This window comes from Nostoc sp. DedSLP04, from assembly GCF_034530775.1.
GTDB lineage: Bacteria > Cyanobacteriota > Cyanobacteriia > Cyanobacteriales > Nostocaceae > Nostoc.
The window spans coordinates 1-13,852 of record NZ_JAVRCL010000034.1 but is presented as its reverse complement, the minus strand read 5'-3'; the positions used below and the strand labels follow the sequence as shown (position 1 = coordinate 13,852).

Here is a 13,852-nt window from a genome sequence, read left to right as displayed (position 1 = left end):
AAAACAATTTTAGGTTTTATTTCGATCGAAACTAAAGTCTCGACCTATTTATATGCCCTACCAGGATAGTAGCACGGGTTAGTTTGATCGACTTTGTAATTTCAACTATAGTCACTTTAACATATCGCTATAACTCCGTGTATACCCTCATGTCGTTGTCTAATTCTGGCTCTAATCTAGAATTTGAACGGAGAGTACCTAAAAGTCATGGTTTTTATGAAAAAATCAACTTTAATGTTTCAAATTTGGCAACTTACTGTGCCCTAAAAGAGTTTTTTTTAATTATACTGAATAATCGCTTGTGGTATATATCCACATATCGATTTAAAATTGAAACGTTTTAAGTTACCAGCTAACTGGGATCGAGAAGGTGTCTTGCGATCAAGAACGGTTGCAGTTGAAGTCAGAGCGCTTATATACTGTTGGCTAACAGAAGTTTCGCCTTCTCATTGCCCACAATCCTGATTAGAGTATTTATTTTAGAATAATCGGGATTGTTATACCGTAGCCATGTAGATTCTTAGTTAGTCCTAAAGTGGCAACTGCGTTTTTACGCAACTCTCTTGTTAATCTTACGAATTTTTGTGCAAAGTAATGGTCATGGCTCCCGCCAAGATTCTTGTAGTTGACGACGACCCTGCGGTTCGGAATTTAATCCAACGCTTTTTGATTAAACAGAACTATCAGGTGGAGGCTGCCGAAGACGGAAAGACAGCCTTAAATCTATTTGAGCAATTTAACCCTGATTTGGTGATTCTAGATGTGAATTTACCAGATGTCACAGGGTTTAACCTCTGCCAAGAGATGCAAAGTCGTAATGGTGTTTTTGTTTTGATGTTGACTAGCCGTGCTGACGAAGCTGATAAAATTCGCGGCTTTGCTAAAGGTGCTGACGACTATCTCACCAAGCCTTTTGGACTAGGAGAGCTAGAAGTCAGAGTTGGAGCTATTTTGAGGCGTCAGCGAGTGATAACTACGGCCGAGCAGAAACGCTTGGTATTTGAAAAACTTATGATCGATCCAGTGCGACGGGAGGTAGCACTTAATAACCAACCAGTACCCTTAACTGCTCTGGAATTTGACTTGTTGCATTTTTTAGCTAGTCATCCAGGCCGAGTTTGGCGGCGTGCAGAGCTAATCCAAGAGGTGTGGGATTATGAATATGTCGGCGACCAGCGGGTTGTAGATGTTCATATCGGCCAAATTCGCAAGAAGATTGAAATTGATGCTAGTCAGCCAGCATTAATTCAAACTGTACGTGGCGTAGGCTATAAGTTTGAATCTGCTGCTCACCCCCAGCAGTTGGAAGGCAAGTCCTGAGTTTATAGTCTAGAGTTTTTTAACTCTTGACTGTTGACTCTTGGGGTAGTGGTTGGTGAATTTTCTTAGTTTTAGTAACAGACAAATTTAGATAATCAAAATAAGTAGATATTCCTCAAATACACGCCAAACAGTGATTTGAGATATTTATTTATCTATCTATTTAAGATAGTAAACAGGGGAGAAAGTCCACTGGAAAATATTTCTTGGTATGTAACCGTTTTGGTAGATATAACGGTGCTGAGATTGGAGTTCATAGGGTACATAGCTGTGCATTGGTAGTCAAATGAAGCTAAAGTCCCATTAAAAGCCCGTTTATAGCCTCTGTCTGGAAATGCTGCCGTAAGTCAGGGAAGCGGCAGCCTCAAAATAGATATTTCCAGTTGGAGACTGAGAACAAAGGTAAATTCCGCTCTATTAGCAACTACTTTTGGCAATAAAAGAAACTATTAGAACTTTTTTATGGATCGGAATCTACCGATCTTTTTTATTGTAATATTGCCGATCGCTATCAGTTGAAAATCCCGTTAATGGGGCACGGTATGCCGTGCCCCATTAATAAATAGGGGAATAACGCCCTTTATACCAGTAGCTATGGGGTGTCTAGTAAATTAGCTGTTGCTGGTGAGTCGGTACAGGGCATTTCTACTGTGGAGTGATGGAACAAAGTTTCCAGATAGACTCGAGCAGCACGGCGATCGCTATCTCCATTTTGGAGTAAAAACAATGATAGTGCCGCCGTCAGTACTCTGTTTTCATCCCAATCGGGATGGGTTTCTAAGTAGTTTTTTAAGGATTCGTGGAGTGTTTCAGGAATTTCTGTAAAGATACTAACCGTTGATTTCATGAGATTTTCCTCCTATGAGGATAATCAAGAGGGACAAGTTGCTTGCGGTAAAGCGGTTTAGGGCTTTACACGCTCTTTCGCTATCCCGACAATCTGCGCTTACATCTAGTAGTAATATATTTTACACATTTGATGCCAGCGGTTGAACGGAATTATAAAAGCAAGCCGCATCATTGTGCGCCAAGAGGGGGTGGGTTTGTCAATGCTGCGAAATGTTAAAAACGATGGTATAAAAAATAAATGCGAACGACAGAATAGGGATTTAAGCCAATTTTTTGTTACTTTACTTCATAAAAACTCAGTCCTTAAACTTCTTTGCTACTTGTAATCAACAATCCCCAGTAAGACAGCAAGAAGCCTATTAGCTCGTATAGCACCTGTGGAAAACTGCTAAAATCCCTGTGGAAACCCTGTGGAATCAGTGAGGAAAATAGTAACCAATGATAAGAATTACAAAAATGTCATCAAATTATGACATTTAAACTCATGAAATTAGCTTCTCAATCTCAGTTATCATCGTGGTTGCCCTCGATACATCCCCAGGTCTGGGTTTTCGCAATTGGTAGATTTCTCTCGGAAGTTGGTACTGGCTGTACCCTGTTTTACGCCCCCATCTTTTTTGTCAATCAACTTGGTTTATCTGCAACCAGTGTTGGGGTAGCCTTGGGTAGCGCCTCGATTTCCGGCATCGTAGGGCGGATTGCGGGTGGTTCTTTGGCTGATTCTGAATATTGGGGACGCCGGCGTACTTTGTTGCTAGCGACGGCGATTTCAGCAATTGCTTCTCTAGTTTTAGCTGCAACCGATAATTTCACTTCTTTGGTAATCGGTAGCTTGATTAGCGGTTTAGGGATAGGTTTCTATTGGCCGGCGGCTGAAGCTGTGGTTGCTGACGCTAGCCAAATTGACAATCGCCGGGAAACTTTTGCGATCGCCAGACTAGCTGATAATCTGGGGTTAGCGATCGGAATTGTGTTAGCTGGGTTTTTGATCGCGATAATTGGGAGTTATCGCTGGCTATTTGTGATTGATGCCATCTCTTTTATGGCATTTTTTGGAGTTGTCTATGTAGGGATTAATGAAACCGAACAACAGCAGATAGAGGAACCTGAAAAGACAGAACTTTTTGCTGCTTGGATGGCAGTATTAAGAGATTGGCGTTTTTTAGTCTACATCGCAGTTAATATATTTTTTACAATCTATATTTCTCAAATCCACAGCACCCTACCGCTTTACTTCAAAAACTTTGTTTTTGTAGAAAGTACCGCCAAGGGATTTGCTGAAACTACCATTAGCGGACTATTTGCTTGGCATCTGTTGTTCGCTATTATTTGTCAGTTGCCTGTCACCAGCATCTTAAAACGCTGTTCTCATACACTCGCACTCACTGTTTCTGGCATTTTCTGGGCAATTGGTTTTGGACTGATTTGGGTAAGTGCTACAGTCTCATCTCATCATCTGCTTTGGGTAACATTAGCATTGGGAGTATTGGCTGTGGCGATTGTTTCCTATACGCCATCTGCTGCTTCTTTAGTGACTGAGTTAGCCCCGGAAAATCAACGCGGCGTTTATTTTTCTATCAACGCTTTGTGCTGGGCTATTGGCTCTTTTATTGGTCATCCCTTGGGCGGATGGGCATTAGACCAACCACAAATTATTACTAATACTTACTGGCTAGGCTTCATCTTCAGTGTAGCGATCGCTGTGCTAATTTTACAGTATCTCAATCGAATTTTGGCTGAGTAACATAACTCCCCACGGTAAGATGACCTGTTTTTTTACTCTATTGGCGGCGTTCTTGCAGCTTACGATACACCGAGTTTAAATCAACTTGATGGTGAGCTAGGGCAACCAAAGTATGATATAGCAAATCAGCCACTTCACCTGCGATCGCATCTGCTTCATCATCCTTAAAAGCCATTACCACCTCAGCGGTTTCCTCACCAATCTTTTTTAAAATTTTGTTATCGCCACCTGCAAATAGTTTACAAGTGTAAGAACTTTCAGTAGGATTATCGCGGCGATCGCATATTATTTGAAACAATTGTGACAATGTATCGCCTGGAGGTGCAGCAATTTTCCCTTCTATTTGGTGAAAACAACTGCGCTCTCCAGTATGGCAGGCAACATCTCCTAATTGTTCTACCCCAATGAGCAGCGCATCACTATCACAGTCATAACGGATACTTTGTACTTTTTGGATATGCCCAGAAGTTGCCCCCTTGTGCCACAATTCTTGCCGGGAACGACTCCAAAACCAAGTTTCTTCAGTTTCTAAAGTCTTTTGTAACGACTCCTGATTCATCCACGCCATCATCAGGACAGTACCATCTAGATAGTCTTGGACAATTGCAGGCACTAGACCCCGTTCATCGTAGCGAATTTTCTCAATCGGGATAGTGTAATGCAGCGATCGCGAATCGTAAGAAGACATACCAGCTAGTTTGCTCTCATGAGAATAATTTATGGATTCACGATACCATTCAAAATAGGACAGCCGATATGTTTTTTTGAATTAAATATCTAAAGTCAAGTCTTCATTGGACTTGCATAACATAATGTTATTTTTTTGGTTCCGCTAATTTTATAGGATAGAAATTCTAAGCAGTGTTTGACTTTATCCTAAGATAGAGCGTTTTATTGCCCACTGTTAGGAGAGAACTTTGGTAAATACCACAATTAAAACAACAAAATCACAAGAAGTCTTCGCCGCCGCTCAAAATCTCATGCCCGGAGGAGTCAGTTCTCCAGTTCGTGCTTTTAAATCTGTGGGCGGACAACCCATTGTTTTCGATCGTGTCAAAGGTGCGTATATTTGGGATGTAGATGGCAATAAATACATAGACTATGTAGGCACTTGGGGCCCAGCTATTTGTGGTCATGCTCATCCAGAAGTCATTGCAGCATTGCATGAAGCTTTAGAAAAAGGCACCAGTTTCGGCGCACCCTCAGTCCTAGAAAATGTTTTGGCAGAAATGGTCATCGATGCCGTTCCTAGCATCGAAATGGTCAGATTTGTCAACTCTGGAACTGAAGCCTGTATGGGAGTTTTGCGGCTGATGCGGGCTTTCACCAACCGAGACAAAATCATTAAATTTGAAGGCTGCTACCACGGACACGCCGATACGTTTCTAGTGAAAGCGGGTTCTGGTGTTGCCACACTTGGCTTGCCAGACTCACCGGGAGTTCCTAAAGCAGCAACTAGCAGTACTCTTACTGCACCTTTCAATGACTTAGAAGCAGTCAAAGCTTTATTTGAAGAAAATCGCGACGAGATTGCTGGTGTCATTCTTGAGCCAGTCGTCGGCAATGCTGGATTTATCGCACCTGATGCTGGCTTTTTAGAAGGGTTACGGGAACTAACTCACGAATATGGAGCGTTGTTGGTATTTGATGAAGTGATGACAGGTTTCCGCATTGCTTACGGTGGCGCTCAAGAAAAATTTGGCGTCACTCCCGATTTAACAACCTTGGGTAAGGTGATTGGTGGTGGTTTGCCAGTAGGGGCTTATGGTGGTCGCCGAGATATTATGTCAATGGTTGCGCCCGCCGGCCCCGTATATCAAGCTGGGACTCTTTCTGGTAATCCCTTGGCGATGACTGCTGGGATTAAGACTTTAGAATTGCTGCAAAAGCCAGGTACTTACGAGTCTCTTGAGCGAATTACTAAAAAGCTAGCAGATGGTTTGCTGCAAATTGCTAAAGAAACTGGTCATGCAGCTTGCGGCGGTCAAATCAGCGCCATGTTCGGCTTATTCTTTACCGCTGGCCCAGTTCATAACTACGAAGATGCGAAAAAGTCTGATACAGCCAAATTTGGACGCTTCCATCGCGGGATGTTAGAGCGTGGTGTTTATTTAGCACCCTCTCAATTTGAAGCTGGGTTTACATCTTTTGCCCACACAGAAGAAGACATTGAGCAGACTTTAGCAGTTGCACGGGATGTAATGTCTAGTCTGTAACCTTTTCAGATAAGGGATTTCCAAATAAAAGTATCCTGTTAACTCTTGTGGGGTGGGCCGAAAAGCCCCACAAAATGGATGATTTATCGGAAGTCCCTTTTTTGAGACGAAAACAAGCGTACGGAATTTTCGGACTCACTTTAAAACATTATTTGCAGAATTCTCAGCAGTTAATAGCGTTCAATCCTTTGATGCTACTGGGGATCGAAGAAATTTTTTAACACATTTGCTTTTTATCGTCATTACTCAAGAAAGGTCACATCTTCGTCATCATTTCGCAATAGCTTCGTCAATAGAATATGCAATATTTAGCCTACATTAAGATTCATAGTTAATGAGGCAAGATTAATAAATTATAGGGGTTAAGTCCCTCGCAACTAAGAAATGTCAAGTTTTGTGGCTCTTATCTGAATCTCCGTTGCAAAACTTAACTTAATTACAAATTATTTTACTTGCCTTTTACAGTTCTCGAAATTCCCTCATACCCCATAGATTACAAAAATTAATGCGCAAGCAGGTTCTCATCTTTATGGTGAGGGTTTTGCTTATAGATATTAGGTTATCCATCGGGTAAGGTATTTTTTCTGAGTCAGTGTTAGAGCTAACTTGAAAAAATAGACCAGTCATAACTGTAGCTTGTATGGCAAGGCTTACAGAGTAGAAAAAGCTGCCATAAGTATTGTGAAAAAAAGATGGTTCGACCTTGAAGGAGCTATGAAGTGGACGACAATAAGTCATTTTTTGGTCTGCAAAAAATATTAGTTACGTTGCTTGTATTGAGTGGGAGTGTGAGTGTCAGCACGATGATGCTTATTAAGTCAAGCTCTTCTAATGCTCAAAGTACAGAGAATATAAATGTAAACAATCAACCAAGCAAAGTTGGAATTCAGCAGCAGATTGAAGAACTCAAAGCAACGATGCTTAGAAGTTGGCAGCAACAAGTACAAACAAAAGGTTTTTCATATACTGTGCCACAGCGTTTTCAAGGGGCAATAGTTGATGCGGCAAAATTGACTCCCGACCAGAAAGTAATTGCGCTCACCTTTGATGATGGGCCATGGACTGAAAGTACCGGGGAAGTACTAGATATTCTCAAAAAAAATCAGATAAAAGGGACATTTTTTCTGATTGGGCAAAATGTAAAGAATTATCCAGGCTTAGTGAAGCGGGAGATTGCTGAAGGTCACGTAATTGGTAATCACACTTGGCATCATTGGTATCAATTCTTAAATCCACAAGCAGCTGCCTATGAAATTGACCACACAGCAGACTTGATTTATCAAGTGACAGGGATTAAAACAAATTTATTTCGACCACCAGGGGGAATCATGCACAATGGGGTGGCTAGTTACGCGAGAAATAGCAAATATGCCATCATTCGCTGGTCATCTGATTCTGTAGACTACTCACGTCCTGCTGTACCAAAATTAATTAATAATGTGTTTAGGAGGGCCAAGCCAGGTGGAATTGTGCTAATGCATGATGGTGGTGGTAATCGCTCTAAAACTGTCCAAGCTTTACCAGAAATTATTGCCAACTTTCGGAAACAGGGCTATAAATTTGTTACTATTCCTGAACTTTTAGAAATGCAAGATAAAGATCAAAAGCTAACTGCAAACAAAAAAACCGTCCAAAACTAACATCTGAACGGAACTTTAACGTATTAATACTTTATGCCAATCTAGTTATGTTGCCAGTTGTGCTGATACCTTACAACTACAAGTCAGGAGGTAAAATCACCTGATCGATCGCGTGGATTACGCCGTTACTACCTGTGATATCTGCCTGTGTTACTTTAGCATCATTGACAGTGACACCAGTAGCAGGATCGACTTTAACGTTGATTGTGCCACCTTCGAGGCTTTTAACTTCGCCAGACTTTAAATCAGTAGACAATACCTTACCAGGCACCACATGGTAAGTTAAAATCTTGAGCAATACTTCTTTGTTATCTGGCTTTAATAATTCTTGCAAAGCATCTGCTGGTAACTTAGCAAAAGCTGCATCTGTGGGTGCAAAAATAGTTAAGTTATCTTTGCCTTGCAAAGCTGCGGTTAATCCTGCTGCTTTCAAAGCCTTGGTCAACGTGGTAAAGGAAGCGTTTGACTCTGCCAAGGCTAATAAGTTTTTGCCTTGATTGCTACTTGCCCCTGGTTTTGGTGGAGTTGTAGTAGGTGTATTAGTAGATGGTGTGGTAGGTTGAGTTTCTGGGGTAGTACTTGGGGTGACGGGTGTAGGTTCACTAGGTGTAGCACTACCACCACCACGGTTATAGGGAGGCTCGTTGAAAATACTTGGTCTGGGATTTACCGTTCCACCACTTCTCTGTGCTACTGGCTTGCGTTTGGTATTGCCCTTTTCGATTTGGGAAACGGCTTCAGTAGGTACGTATTGAGTGTTTGCTTGAAGGCGTTGACCTTGGTTATAAGGAGCTTCGTTGAAAATACTGGGGTTAGGATTTAATACCTCTTTCGCATCAGATGGTAAAGTAATGAGGACGCTGAAACTAGTAAATCCTGCTATGCCTGCCAACGTGGTCAGCAATTTGCTGTAATTTGTCTTCATAAATTTTGTTTTTTTTGTCCACACATTACATAAAGATTTATAACATTTTGCTATGCACAAAATCTAACTCAAGAGGGAAGTAAGGTTTTTCTGTAGAATAGTTTGTGCTAGTGAGGTTAAATATTTAACCTCGATTCACGCCGTTCGTCATGAAATATATCTACCATATTATTTCTTGGAAATTGAACAAATTTTCTCCATCACACAAAAATTTAAAAACCCCACTCGGATAACATAAATTATCGGAAAGTATGAAAATCCCACCTCTACAAGCTATAAGTTACAATTAGCTCCAAAGAAAGATTATACTTGAAAGATAATTTATATACAAAGTTGTACTTAAATTAATAGTTGATTCATAAATGTTGAATTACATTGGTTATTCAGCAAAAGCACAGAAATTAATTCCCGAAATATTTTAGGGTAGGCTAACGCTGACAAAAATTGAAGTAACTGTTGAAGATCCACAAATGAGGGGTTAGGGCTATTTATATAATACATGCCGAATTAAATTACTTAGTTATTTGATATTTTAATCAATCAGAAAACAAGATTTTTTTAAATCGATAATTTTGCCAACAATCAGGCATCGGTTAAACCTTAATGTCAATTAAATAGACAGCTTACCAACTAATACCAATAAAAATTACTTAAACTAAAGATACAATTGTAAAGTTAATAAGTTGACCAGTTACAAGAGATAGAACACATGCTGGAATTATACCAATGGGAACTCTCTCAATACTCAGAGAAAGTGCGCCTAATTCTAGATTTTAAAGGACTAGATTACCGCAAAATAGAGGTCACGCCTGGGATTGGACAAGTGGAACTGTTCCGGCTGACTGGTCAAAGACAAGTGCCAGTATTAAAGGATCGTAATAAATATATTGCGGATTCCACGGAAATAGCTAAGTATTTAGACTTAGAGTATCCCGATCGCCCCATAATACCGCAAAATTCTAAACAACGGGGTTTAACTTTATTAATAGAAGAATGGGCGGATGAGTCCATAGGCATCAAAGGTCGCAAAGCACTATTTGCAGCCGTAAGTCAAGATCAAAATTTCCGTAAGTCTTTATTACCCACCTCAACACCAGATATATTTAAAAGTCTGGTTCAAGGAGTACCTAGTGACTTACTGACAGTGTTGGGTTTTGGCGTAGGTTACAGCCCAGATGTGATACAGTCAGCGATCGCATCTTTAAAACAAGACTTGGAAGCCTTAACGTTATTATTGGCAGATAGTCCTTATTTAACAGGAGATGAGCCGACTTTAGCTGACTTAGCGGTGGCTGGCTTATCGATATTACTCAAGTTCCCCTCTGGGCCCTATCTGGATTTACCAGCTTCTATCAGAGGTAAAGGATTGCCAATCTTTGCCGAGAATATAGATTATCAACCATTCTTTACCTGGCGCGATCGCCTTTACGCCCAATTCCGCAAACCGTTAATTAGTACCACTCCATCAACAGGAAGTGCGCCAACCTCGATTCAGATTGATTAGATAATTGGGCATGGGGAATTGGGCATAGGGGATGGAGAAAAAACAAATGACCAATGACCAATGACAAATGACAAATGACAAATGACTAATCAGATGAATTTCGCACAGCCATTAGGTTCGGTCATTCAAGGTTCTCTAACTGAAGGTTTAGAAGTCCGATTGCATCCTGACATTTCTGTAGAAGATATGCGGGTGGGTAAATTTCTTGTTGTGCAAGGGATGCGATCGCGTTTTTTTTGTATGCTGACAGATGTAGCATTGGGAGCTGCTAATGCCCGAATTATTGCTAATCCCCCCAATTGGGAAGACACTTTTTTACGAGATGTTTTAGCCGGAAGTGGTACTTATGGTACTATCAACCTCGCGCCGATGTTGATGTTCACTCCCGAAACTGAAGAATCTTTCTCCCCAACAAATGGCAAATCGGCAAATCCTTTCCTTCCATCGGTGACGGGTTTAGCTTCATTTATGCCACAAACCAGCACGACAATAGAATTGTTGCCGGTGAAAACTATTCCTAGTCACTTTAGTCAAGTTTACGAAGCAAGTGTTGACGATTTTCGCCGCGTATTTGGTTGGGAAGATGACCCCCAAAGGCGCAACTTTTCCATCGGCAAACCTTTGGATATGGATGTACCCGTTTGTATCGATTTGAATCGCTTTGTAGAACGGAGTAATGGAGTTTTTGGGAAATCTGGTACTGGTAAATCTTTTCTAACTCGACTACTTTTAGCTGGCGTTATCCGTAAAAATGCGGCAGTCAACTTGATTTTTGATATGCACTCTGAGTATGGCTGGGAAGCCGTTGCAGAAGGTAAAAATGTCAATACTGTTAAAGGCTTAAAGCAACTTTTTCCTAGTAAGGTAGAAGTTTATACCCTCGACCCGGAATCGACGAAGCGTCGGGGTGTGCGTGATGCTCAAGAACTTTATTTGAGTTACGAGCAAATAGAAGTTGAAGATATTAAGTTATGTAGCCGAGATTTAGGACTCTCTGACGCAGCCTTGGATAATGCCAATATTTTGTATAGCGAATTTGGTAAGTCTTGGATTGTCCAGTTGTTGAATATGACTAACGAAGAAATCGAGATGTTCTGCGACGAAAAGCGGGGACACAAAGGCTCGATTATGGCATTACAGCGCAAACTCTTGCGGATGGATAGCTTGAAGTATATGCGAGCAGTTTGCCCCCAGAATTACATTAGTAAAATTGTGCAATGCCTGGAATCTGGGAAGAATGTTGTGATAGAATTCGGTTCCCAGTCTAATATGCTCTCTTATATGTTGGTGACAAATATGATCACCCGCCGTATTCACGAGCATTACGTCAAGAAAGCAGACAAATTCCTGCAAAGCAAAAATCCTAGCGATCGCCCAACGCCATTGATGATTACCATTGAAGAGGCGCACCGTTTCCTTGACCCAGCTATTGTCCAAAGTACTATCTTTGGGACTATTGCCCGCGAACTGCGGAAGTATTTTGTCACACTTTTGGTAGTCGATCAACGTCCATCAGGCATTGATAATGAAGTGATGTCGCAAATAGGGACTCGCATTACCGCTTTGCTGAATGATGAAAAAGACATTGAGGCGATTTTTACAGGTGTATCTGGTGGTAGCGGACTGCGATCGGTATTGGCAAAGCTAGACTCGAAACAACAAGCTTTAATATTGGGTCACGCCGTTCCTATGCCCGTAGTAGTCCGTACCCGTCCTTATGACGCAACTTTTTATGCCGAAATTGGTGAGCCAGCCTGGGAAGAAAAACCTGACGCAGAAGTATTCGCCGCTGCGGAACTAGCCAAAGCTGACCTTGGATTTTAGATTGTCATTTGTCAGTTGTCCTTTGTCATTTGTCCTTTGTAAATGACCAATACTTCTCTACGAACGCTAACAGCGTGTCAAAGACAGAGATTACGCCAACGACTTACCTCGGCTCCACTACCTCGACTTCGCCCGGCACAAGTCGGCACGAGCCGTTCAGTACAAGTGACAAATGACCAATGACAAATGACAAATGACTAATTCGTGACATCCGTCCATTGTCACAGCAAATTAAGTTCGGTTATCCCGCTAGTTTTGGCAACAGAAGAGGGGTTTTTGGCGTCACTATAGAAGTAGTCAGCAATTTCGAGGAAATTTAAAAATTTTTTATATAACGGCTGCTTTTAAATTATAATAATAGGTTTTATCTTAAGAGAGTTTACTATTTGCCTGATTTATCGTATCATAAGTTAAGTAGAACTCATACCGACTTCGGATTTACCGATCGGTGTTAGTAACTGTCCAAGAGAAGAATTCTCAAAAATAACCAGCGTGCTTATAAAAAATTGAAAATTTAGGGAAGGTAGGGGAACCTATCAATGGGGGCTTACCGTCTTAACAACGGCTGTATCAATTAACTAATTGCTTTTGATAGCTCCCGATATTTCGTGATAGATGTACTACTTCTCCCCATCCATTTTAGTAATAAAACATACATTATCTTTACGAAGTAGAGGACATCGCACCAATGCCTACTGTCAATACCCAAACGGAAAACCTCAACACCAAATTCACGGCTGATATGGTGCGAACCTATCTGCGAGAAATTGGTCGTGTACCACTGCTAACCCGCGAACAAGAAATTGTGTTTGGGAAGCAAGTGCAACAAATGATGACGCTCATCGATGCCAAGGAAGCTTTGGCGAAGAAGTTGCAACGCGAACCGGATATTTCAGAGTGGGCTGACCACGTTAAACAATCGGAAACCGATGTGCAGCAGACAGTGGCACAAGGTAAGCGGGCGAAGCAAAAAATGATCGAAGCGAATTTGCGCTTGGTTGTCGCTATTGCTAAAAAGTATCAAAAGCGAAATATGGAGTTTCTGGATTTAATCCAGGAAGGAACACTAGGGTTAGAGCGGGGTGTGGAGAAATTTGATCCGATGAGGGGTTATAAGTTCTCGACTTATGCTTACTGGTGGATTCGCCAAGCAATTACTCGGGCGATCGCTCAACAAGGTCGGACTATTCGCTTACCGATCCATATCACCGAGAAACTGAACAAAATTAAAAAAGTGCAGCGCGAGTTGGCTCAAAGCTTGGGGCGATCGCCAACTCCAGCCGAAATTGCCAAAGCACTGGAACTAGAACCTGCTCAGATTCGCGAGTACCTGAATATGGCTCGTCAACCAGTGTCTTTGGATGTGCGAGTTGGTGAGAACCAAGATACTGAGTTGCAAGAAATGCTCGAAGATGATGGGCCATCACCAGAGTATTACACCAACCAGGAATTCTTACGCCAAGACTTAAACAACCTGCTAGCAGAACTAACACCGCAACAGCGAGAAGTTGTAGCCCTGCGCTTTGGTTTAGAAGATGGTAATGAAATGTCATTGGCGAAAGTGGGTGAGAGATTGAATCTCAGCCGCGAACGCGTTCGTCAGTTAGAGCATCAAGCTTTGGCTCATCTGCGTCGCCGTCGTGCCAATGTCAAAGAATACGTTGCTAGCTAAAATAAGAGACGCGGAACTTCGCGTCTCTACAGCACCTTAGTGATGCGCTTCCTGAATTCAGGGGGCGATTTTTTTTGCTGAAAACCAGGAAACGCAGTTAATCACTGGAGTTTAGACTAAAAGCGATATGAGAGAACGCAAATCAAAAGGAATTAGAG

The 13,852-nt window shown here is 41.6% G+C and carries 10 protein-coding genes and 1 pseudogene; 8 read left to right on the top strand and 3 right to left on the bottom strand.

All coding sequences use genetic code 11. The features are described 5' to 3' along the window. The first annotated feature begins 600 nt into the window (after window positions 1-600). Entirely contained in the window at window positions 601-1,320 is a 720-nt protein-coding gene (locus RMX89_RS19710; RefSeq protein ID WP_194040360.1) for a response regulator transcription factor, read from the top strand. Window positions 1,321-1,975: 655 nt separating this feature from the next. Here the strand turns inward: RMX89_RS19710 and RMX89_RS19705 are convergent. After that, a pseudogene (locus RMX89_RS19705) lies at window positions 1,976-2,167 on the bottom strand (DUF2811 domain-containing protein); the annotation flags it as partial. Window positions 2,168-2,653: 486 nt separating this feature from the next. Between RMX89_RS19705 and RMX89_RS19700 the strand changes: the two are divergent. After that, window positions 2,654-3,913 carry an MFS transporter gene (locus RMX89_RS19700; protein WP_322690124.1) on the top strand — a complete coding sequence of 420 codons (1,260 nt, stop codon included), beginning with the start codon at window positions 2,654-2,656 and terminating at the stop codon, window positions 3,911-3,913. 37 nt (window positions 3,914-3,950) lie between these two features. On the opposite strand, the gene hisIE is transcribed toward RMX89_RS19700, so the two are convergent. After that, window positions 3,951-4,601 (bottom strand): bifunctional phosphoribosyl-AMP cyclohydrolase/phosphoribosyl-ATP diphosphatase HisIE, encoded by a 651-nt coding sequence (hisIE, locus tag RMX89_RS19695; protein ID WP_322690123.1) that lies wholly within the window; start codon window positions 4,599-4,601, stop codon window positions 3,951-3,953. 229 nt (window positions 4,602-4,830) lie between these two features. Here hisIE and hemL point away from each other — a divergent pair, with 229 nt between their 5' ends. Further along, window positions 4,831-6,129, top strand: coding sequence for a glutamate-1-semialdehyde 2,1-aminomutase (hemL, locus tag RMX89_RS19690; RefSeq protein ID WP_322669970.1), 1,299 nt, complete (start codon window positions 4,831-4,833; stop codon window positions 6,127-6,129). A 719-nt stretch (window positions 6,130-6,848) separates the two neighbouring features. Beyond that, on the top strand, window positions 6,849-7,769 hold the full coding sequence (locus RMX89_RS19685) for a polysaccharide deacetylase family protein (RefSeq protein WP_322690122.1): 921 nt from the start codon (window positions 6,849-6,851) through the stop codon (window positions 7,767-7,769). A 76-nt stretch (window positions 7,770-7,845) separates the two neighbouring features. On the opposite strand, the gene RMX89_RS19680 is transcribed toward RMX89_RS19685, so the two are convergent. Further along, entirely contained in the window at window positions 7,846-8,694 is an 849-nt protein-coding gene (locus RMX89_RS19680) for a fasciclin domain-containing protein (protein WP_322690121.1), read from the bottom strand. A 709-nt stretch (window positions 8,695-9,403) separates the two neighbouring features. On the opposite strand from RMX89_RS19680, the gene RMX89_RS19675 reads away from it, so the two are divergent. The 4 genes from RMX89_RS19675 (at window position 9,404) to RMX89_RS19660 (ending at window position 13,694) form a co-directional block, all read left to right on the top strand. After that, window positions 9,404-10,198, top strand: a complete 795-nt coding sequence (locus RMX89_RS19675; RefSeq protein ID WP_322682440.1) for a glutathione S-transferase family protein — start codon at window positions 9,404-9,406, stop codon at window positions 10,196-10,198. Window positions 10,199-10,291: 93 nt separating this feature from the next. Next, entirely contained in the window at window positions 10,292-12,022 is a 1,731-nt protein-coding gene (locus RMX89_RS19670) for an ATP-binding protein (RefSeq protein WP_322690166.1), read from the top strand. 42 nt (window positions 12,023-12,064) lie between these two features. Further along, window positions 12,065-12,205, top strand: coding sequence for a hypothetical protein (locus RMX89_RS19665; protein ID WP_322690120.1), 141 nt, complete (start codon window positions 12,065-12,067; stop codon window positions 12,203-12,205). A gap of 505 nt (window positions 12,206-12,710) precedes the next feature. After that, complete coding sequence (locus tag RMX89_RS19660) at window positions 12,711-13,694, top strand: RNA polymerase sigma factor, RpoD/SigA family (protein ID WP_322639107.1); 984 nt, start codon at window positions 12,711-12,713, stop codon at window positions 13,692-13,694. Window positions 13,695-13,852: the final 158 nt, after the last annotated feature.